The following is a 7,584-nucleotide window of genomic DNA, read 5'->3' on the forward strand; positions in this document are numbered from 1 at the left end:
CGGCTGCCAGAACCAGATCGGTGGCGGTGATGTTTAAGGTGGGTGCGGTGGTGTCGATAGTTAAGGTGAAACTAGCGCTTGGATCAGATGAGTTACCTGTTGCATCAGTGGCTATCACGGTCAGGGAGTGAACACCTTCGCTTAAGAGCGAAGGCGGCGTGAAGATCCAGTTGCCACTCGTGTCAGCCGTGGTGGTGCCAAGTAATCTGTCACCGTTGAAGATGGATACCGTGGCACCGGCCTCGGTAGCACCGGAGAGTGTGGGGGTCGTGTCATCTGTAGAACCGCCCGCCATGATGGCACCCGTGATTATGCCAATATCATCCATCACACTATCAATGCTTGGCGTAGCGGGCGCAATGCTGTCAATCTCTATGGTCAGGGAGGAACTAGGCTCGCTGGTTCCTGTGTTATCGGTTGCAACGGCATACAAGCTATGATTGCCGTCAGATAAAGGCTGGATTGGAGTGAAGCTCCAATTGCCGTTGCTATCCACGGGGGTAGTGCCTATGGCCTGGCCGTTGTCATAAACCGTGACTGCGCTGCCAGGTTTAGCCGTACCGGACAGAGTAGGTAAGGTATCGTTAGTGGATTGGCCGTCTGGAACAGGCTGGCCGTTACCTGTGATTGTCAGAGTGGGGGCGGGCGGAGGCATCATCGGGTGATCTCCGTTACCACCACCGGCCGCCGCAAATCCGATCCCGATGCCGGTTGCTCCCAGCAAGCCCAGCAAAGCTATGGTGGCTGTACCGTCTTGAATGGGTTCGTAAATGATAGAGGTTTCAACGATGCCATCGCCCGTATCACTCATGGCATTGTGAAAATTAACCAGAAAACGACTGTTATCCTCCCCCAGAATCAGATTATTGATTGTCTTACCTAAGCTGAAAAAGCCTTGAATATGTAGCGCATGGCCATCCTTGAACTGGATCGCTAGATCATTACCGACACGTGAGTAATTGGATATATCTTCTTTGCGAACTGCTAGTAAAAAATTCGCGGGATTGTCTGGAGCGATGGCATATTCTGCATTGACCTCAACGGGAACATTAATATGTTGACTAAGGACAGTCGAGGAAGCCATGAAATAACTCCTTATTATGGATGGTCATTAAGCTGGATTGACAATGTATGCTACTGGTTGATTAAAGCTATAAACGGCAGAGAAGAAGATTGTTTATTGCGTTTTTCTTCGATATGAGAGGTTAGTTGAGAGTTATCTGCTGAGCAGGTTCATCCTTTTGCCCAGTCCTCAACACATTTTTCTGAAATGCGGAAGCTTCGTGACGTAGCAGGATTTATGCATTATTGTCGTAAAACAAAGACATGCACTACATCAATTATCAGGCGGAAAGAAGTGCGACATATACCTATGTCGATGATATTCAGCGCCATTGTTAAGGTGCTGAGCGTCAAGCTCTTAAAGCCAGTTAGGGAAAGTAGGTGATGAACCAATCAGGATCTGGATCCTTTGGTTTCCTGATACTCAATGGGTGTGAATTGAGCCTTTATTGCCCTTAATATCCTAGGTTTGAAACAGATTTCAGCCGTTTTCAGATTTTGGCTTTCTGATGTCCTGCTGTTCGGAGTCAGCTTGTCGTTACCCCTGAATGTTTGCCCGTTACTATTTTTCCCGATATTTCCTAATACAGCGCTCCAGTTAAGAGATGCTGATTTCCAGGTTTCTGTCAATTTTCAGGTATACCCTTGCTCCTGAATTAGGCAAACAGATGATTTATAAGCTTTGGGGAGGGATTTATTTTGATTATTTATGACATCCTCTTCTCGGAAATTTGAATTTCTTCAAAATCCAGGAAAAACTCTGCTGTTCCGGATCTGGTGAATGTCATTTCAAAGCTGTCAGATTAACCAATTAATTGCAATATTTATGTAACAAGTACTCCATAGAATGCAAAAGCCATCATAAATAGGGGGAACTCATGAAGAAAACATTTTTATATACTGTCCTTGCTGCTGTTGTTACTTTAACCATGTCTTCTGCCTCTTTCGCAGCCGACAGAGTTCGGCTAACCGGTTCCGGCGCGAGTTTCCCTGCGCCGATCTACCTTGGCTGGTTCAAGAACCTCAACAAAGCCAATCCTAATCTCATCATAGATTATCAATCCAAGGGTAGTGGCGCCGGCGTACAAGACTTTTTAAATAAAACAGTCGATTTTGCAGCGAGCGATTCGGCGATGAAGCAGGAAGACATGGATAAGGTTCCGGAAGGTGTCCAGCTTCTGCCCATGACTGCGGGAGAAATCATCGTTACGTACAATCTTCCGGGTAATCCGGTAGGCCTGAAGTTGCCGCGTGATGTTTATCCCGGCATCTTTCTCGGCAAAATCACCCGATGGAATGATCCCAAGATTGTTGCAGCCAACCCTGATATCAAGCTTCCTGACATGCCGATTACGGTCGTAGTACGTGCCGATTCCAGTGGAACGACCGCAGTTTTCACTAAGCATCTGTCCGCTATCAGTGCCGAATTCAAGAGCACGCTTGGCGAAGGCAATACCGTCAACTGGCCCGCGACCAACCAATTCATCAAATCGCCCAAAAATGATGGCGTGACCGCTACTGTACGCCAAACACCCGGTGCCATCGGCTATATTGAATACAGCTACGCAAAACTGGCCAAGGTCGAATCCGCATTGTTACAGAACAAGGAAGGCAAATTTGTAGCACCGGGTAATAGCGCTGAGACCTTGGTCGCCATCAAGATCCCCGCAGACATGATTGCATGGGAGCCGGATCCGGCGGGTGCAAAATCTTATCCCATCGTGACCTATACATGGATGATTTTCCGCAAAAACAATGGCGATAAAAATAAAGCCAGAGCCATGCGCGATATGATCGAATTTAGTCTCACCGAAGGGCAAAAGATGGCCGATGCATTGGGGTATATCCCGTTGCCGCAATCGGTGGTTGATCGCGTTCGCAAGGCTGCGGCCAATATCAACTAAATCAAGGCTTCATTGAACAGGAAGAATTGTATCAATCTCCGCTTCGTAAAAAGTATTTACAAATTAAACGGATCATCCTTATGAAGAAGCCTTTTGCGCATAATATTGATACGGATTCCATTTGCCGGCCGCCATCGTTTTCCGATGTGCTGATTGATCGAACATTCCGTATGTTGGCGCGCTTGGGTGTCATCCTGATCATTTCCCTGGTGGCAGCACTGGTTTTGGAAATTGGTATCAAGGCGTTTCCAGGCATCCAGAAACACGGGCTTGACATGATCACCGGTACAGTCTGGGATGTTGGCCAACAGAAATTCGGTATTCTTCCAGCGATCTGGGGTACGCTCTATAGCTCTCTGATCGCACTGCTGATCGGCGGCTTTTTTGGGATCGGTATGGCAATTTTCTTGACACAAGATTTTCTGCCTGCACGCTTGGCCGCCGTCTTCCGCACCATTGTTGAATTACTCGCAGCGATTCCCAGCGTGGTATACGGGTTATGGGGGATTTTTGTGGTAATTCCAGCCATACGTCCGCTGACCGATGAACTGAATCAGTCATTGGGTTGGATTCCATTTTTCGGTTCTACGCTGAGTGGTCCGGGCTTATTGCCTGCCTCTCTGGTACTGGCCATTATGATTCTGCCGACCATTGCTGCTGTATCTCAGGATGCTTTGCGTTCTGTTCCCTTAAAAACCAAGCAGGCTGCCTATGGTATGGGGACGACTCACTGGGAAGCCATTCTCAAAGTCATGGTGCCAGCGGCGATGACCGGTATTTTCGGCTCTCTGGTACTGGGTTTGGGCCGAGCGCTGGGTGAAACAATGGCGCTGGCTATGCTGGTAGGCAATTCGAACCAGATTTCGCTTTCTCTGTTTGCACCGGCGAATACGCTGGCTGCTCTGCTGGCATTGAATTTTCCCGAGGCGGGGCCAAACGAAATTGAAGTGCTGATGTACGCTGCCCTGGTTCTGATGTTGATTACCCTGGTAGTCAATCTCCTGGGTTCGATGATAATTACGTACGCTCAACGTGGAATAAAGTGATGAATGAAACGCCTCTTTCCGGGTCGACTCCGAGTCTGCAGCGTAAGTTTGAAGGCCGAACATTACGCAGCATGGTACTGAGTGGATTGATATGGTTCAGTGCGATACTGACCAGTGTACCTTTGTTTTCCGTGTTGTATATGTTGATTACCCGTGGCGGCGCTCGCCTCAATCTGGAAGTGTTTACCGAACTGCCACCAGCAGGTTTCGAAATGGGTGGAGGATTCGGTAATGCACTCGTTGGTACTTTCTTTATGGTAGGTATCGCAGCATTGATCGCAATCCCGGCGGGCATTCTGGCAGCTATCTTTTTAGCTGAGCTGGGGCCAAGAAGCAAGCTTGCTTTCGTCGCTCGTTTCCTGGCGAAGACGTTGGCCGGTGTACCTTCGATCCTGGCTGGTGTCTTCGCCTACGCGATGGTTGTGATTACCACCGGCACTTACTCAGCACCTGCCGGGGGTGTGGCGCTGGCGGTGTTGATGCTGCCCATTGTCGTGTTGACCGCTGAGGAATCCATGAAAATGGTTCCAAAAATCATGAAGGATGCCGCATATGGCATGGGTTGCACTCGTACACAGGTGATTTGGCAAATCGTATTGCCGACCGGACTGCCCGCCATACTCACGGGTGTGATGCTGGCGGTTGCACGGGCGGCCGGAGAAACTGCTCCCCTGCTTTTTACAGCACTGTTCAGCAACTACTGGTTACTCCAGGAAGGTCATCTGGCCGTCATGAGCCCTACGGCTTCACTGGCCGTATTAATCTACAATTTTTCAGGTATGCCGTTTGATAACCAGCTTGAACTTGCTTGGGCAGGATCACTGGTATTAGTGGTGATTGTGCTGATTATCAATGTCATCAATCGGATTTTTGGCAAACCGAAATTTTGAATGTAGGAGGCAGCGAATTTTATGAGTACATTGATGCAGCAGATAAGTCCGAATATCCAGCCAGCTACCTTGGTAATGGACTGCAAACTAGATAAGATTTTTTATGGCGGTTTCATGGCCGTGCGCGACAGCCATGTGCCGATTGAAAAGAATAAAATCACCGGTTTTATTGGGCCTTCCGGTTGCGGTAAGAGCACTGTCCTGCGCAGTCTTAACCGAATGAATGATTTGGTGGATGGTTTCCGTTTCGACGGGCATGTACAGTTCATGGGGCAAGATGTCTATGGCAAGGGTGTTGATCCTGTGGTCGTGCGTCGTTACATTGGTATGGTGTTCCAGCAGCCCAATCCTTTTTCAATGAGTATTTATGACAACGTTGCCTTTGGTTTACGCCTCAATCGTTATAAAGGCGATATTGGTGACCGAGTCAAACATGCGTTGCAGGGTGCAGCGTTGTGGGATGAAGTCAAGGATAAACTCAAGGTCAGCGGCCTGGCACTGTCCGGCGGCCAGCAGCAGCGTTTGTGCATTGCCCGTGCTATTGCTACCCAACCGCAAGTACTGTTGATGGATGAGCCGTGTTCTGCGCTAGACCCAATCGCCACCCGTCGAGTCGAGGAATTGATGGTCGAATTGAAGAAGGATTACACCATCGCCTTGGTAACTCATAACATGCAGCAGGCAACGCGTGTTGCTGATACTACTGCGTTCTTCTCCGTTGATATCTCGCAAGGGTCTCGGACAGGATATCTGGTAGAAATTGGACCGACTTCTCGACTGTTTGAGAATCCACGCGAAAAGCTGACCAAAGATTATATTAGCGGACAATTCAGCTAAGCTTGAGTGAGAGAAAAATAAATCAAGCTTCAATTAGTTCTGCTGCATGCTTCAATGGAATCGATCGGACTAATAACCGTGACTGCTGATCCAGATGCAATTTTCCAAATACTCTTCACTTCACCACAATGGATTCCTGTCGTATCCTCGACTTGGGCGCTATAAAAAAATCGTTGCATGAGGTGCAGGCACAATTTGAATCGCTGAATGCTCAACTTGATGAACAACGCGATCCTTTCGATAATATTGTTTGCGATAACATGTTACAGGGGTATGCGCTAATTGATCGGCTTATCACCGAAGGTGTCGATTTGTTCGATCTGCAGCAAGTCGATTGGATGATCGAGATCAATACAACGGTATTGTGTGGGGTTGATCCGGAACGGCGCAAGGAATTTGCCCGGCATATAGCCATGACCAGTTCACGGTTTTTTGACAACGATGAAGGTGGTATACGCGACCTGTTAGAGTGGTACAACTTGCATCGTAACGAATCCGTATGGAAGCGGGCTGCAGGTACTTTTGTGCGCATTCTCAGCAAACCTCAGCTGTTTATTGAGGGGAATCACCGTAGTGGTTCGCTTATTGTCAGTTTTCTGTTGATGCGGGAAGGCCTGCCACCTTTCGTGCTGTCGACCAGCAATACAGTCGCTTTTTTTTATCCGGCGTCAGTGATACGACGTATGCCAAAAAATGGATTTTCGGCGCTATTCCAATTGCCAAAGATCAAGAAAAAATATGCTGACTTCCTCGAAGAACAATCGTCGTCGAAGTTTCTTCTCAGAAAGTTGCGGCGTGCTGCCAAAAATGGAGTCCATTGATTTAAAGTGTATTAGCTTATTCTATTTCCAAATCAAAAATGACGAGAAGGCGAGCCGCAGACAGTATGAACAATACGGCAAGGGGAAGCCGACAAAGTAAGTTTTGACTCAGAATTGGAATTAGGCCTGCGGGAAAGGTTGTCGTGAGTACATTTGGTAGTAGTTGACGTTCTGCTTCTTCTTTTTAGCCAGTCTTTTTCCTGCAGAAATTTCGATGAACCCATGCAGGTCCTGTTCTGTGGAGCCTTTGTAGTTTTCTCGATATACCCGTTTGGATCTCGGGATTGCACTTACTGATCTATCTGCGGTATACCTATCTGCCGATCAGAGTCACAGTTCTGATCATATATACGCAGCCTTCAAGAAATCGATCTATAGCATCGGGGTACAATATAAATACACACTATTGCTAACAGACTTCTTACATCAGCTATGTCGAGCATGTATCCGAACTTAACCCATTGTTCAACAGGATGCCTCTCAGCTATGCTGGTTGTCTGTGTGGGATCGCCGCTATGGTAAGACTGCTGAAGTACATCTGGGTAGCACCTTGTTCCCTGTTCGGGCTGTGCTGTGGTTTATTCCTGCTGCTGATCGGGGGCTCGGTACGACAAGTATCCGGTATTCTGGAGTTCTCGATTGGATATGGTAATCCGATACCTTTCTTCCCATTTTGGGCTATTACCTTTGGACATGTGGTTCTTGGCTTGAACGAATCCGCCCTTGAGTATTCTCGAGCTCATGAACTGGAGCACGTCAGGCAGTACGAGGTATGGGGAGTATTGTTCTTTCTTGCGTACCCGGCTTCTAGCTTGTGGCAATTACTTCGGGGCAGGAATCCTTACTGGTATAACTACTTTGAAATCCAGGCCCGTCAGCGTAGTGGACAGAAGGGGCCTGGATTGTAGTGGGTACAACGATATTTAAGTACACGGCGAAGCTGGTGGGTATTTTGCAAAATAATAAGTTCGCTCTGAATAATTCTGTTTTCAGTCGCGAGCGGGTTGGAGATTGACCGTAGCGA

7 protein-coding genes are annotated in these 7,584 nt (G+C 47.9%); 6 read left to right on the forward strand and 1 reads right to left on the reverse strand.

Going from position 1 to position 7,584, the window contains the following annotated elements; translation table 11 throughout:
- Positions 1-1,084, reverse strand: a 1,084-nt coding sequence (locus tag ABUL11_RS08910; protein WP_350283504.1) for an Ig-like domain-containing protein, incomplete at its 3' end; no start/stop codon positions are given.
- Between the two features lie 856 nt (positions 1,085-1,940).
- On the opposite strand from ABUL11_RS08910, the gene pstS reads away from it, so the two are divergent.
- The 6 genes from pstS (at position 1,941) to ABUL11_RS08940 (ending at position 7,468) form a co-directional block, all read left to right on the forward strand.
- Positions 1,941-2,966, forward strand: coding sequence for a phosphate ABC transporter substrate-binding protein PstS (pstS, locus tag ABUL11_RS08915; RefSeq protein ID WP_350283505.1), 1,026 nt, complete (start codon positions 1,941-1,943; stop codon positions 2,964-2,966).
- Positions 2,967-3,046: 80 nt separating this feature from the next.
- Entirely contained in the window at positions 3,047-4,012 is a 966-nt protein-coding gene (pstC, locus tag ABUL11_RS08920; protein WP_350283506.1) for a phosphate ABC transporter permease subunit PstC, read from the forward strand.
- Positions 4,012-4,902 (forward strand): phosphate ABC transporter permease PstA, encoded by an 891-nt coding sequence (pstA, locus tag ABUL11_RS08925; RefSeq protein ID WP_350283507.1) that lies wholly within the window; start codon positions 4,012-4,014, stop codon positions 4,900-4,902. Before pstC ends, pstA begins: the two co-directional genes overlap by 1 nt.
- 33 nt (positions 4,903-4,935) lie before the next feature.
- On the forward strand, positions 4,936-5,739 hold the full coding sequence (gene pstB, locus ABUL11_RS08930) for a phosphate ABC transporter ATP-binding protein PstB (RefSeq protein WP_502890044.1): 804 nt from the start codon (positions 4,936-4,938) through the stop codon (positions 5,737-5,739).
- Positions 5,740-5,867: 128 nt separating this feature from the next.
- Complete coding sequence (locus ABUL11_RS08935) at positions 5,868-6,560, forward strand: hypothetical protein (protein WP_350283508.1); 693 nt, start codon at positions 5,868-5,870, stop codon at positions 6,558-6,560.
- Between the two features lie 515 nt (positions 6,561-7,075).
- Positions 7,076-7,468 (forward strand): hypothetical protein, encoded by a 393-nt coding sequence (locus tag ABUL11_RS08940; protein ID WP_350283509.1) that lies wholly within the window; start codon positions 7,076-7,078, stop codon positions 7,466-7,468.
- Positions 7,469-7,584: the final 116 nt, after the last annotated feature.

It is taken from the genome of Nitrosomonas sp. (assembly GCF_040256045.1).
GTDB lineage: Bacteria > Pseudomonadota > Gammaproteobacteria > Burkholderiales > Nitrosomonadaceae > Nitrosomonas.

Coding starts and splice junctions, on each gene's coding strand:
- pstB (WP_502890044.1), top strand. CDS start 4,936: ATGCAGCAGATAAGTCCGAATATCCAGCCAGCTACCTTGGTAATGGAC.
- ABUL11_RS08940 (WP_350283509.1), top strand. CDS start 7,076: ATGGTAAGACTGCTGAAGTACATCTGGGTAGCACCTTGTTCCCTGTTC.
- pstS (WP_350283505.1), top strand. CDS start 1,941: ATGAAGAAAACATTTTTATATACTGTCCTTGCTGCTGTTGTTACTTTA.
- pstC (WP_350283506.1), top strand. CDS start 3,047: ATGAAGAAGCCTTTTGCGCATAATATTGATACGGATTCCATTTGCCGG.
- pstA (WP_350283507.1), top strand. CDS start 4,012: ATGAATGAAACGCCTCTTTCCGGGTCGACTCCGAGTCTGCAGCGTAAG.
- ABUL11_RS08935 (WP_350283508.1), top strand. CDS start 5,868: ATGGATTCCTGTCGTATCCTCGACTTGGGCGCTATAAAAAAATCGTTG.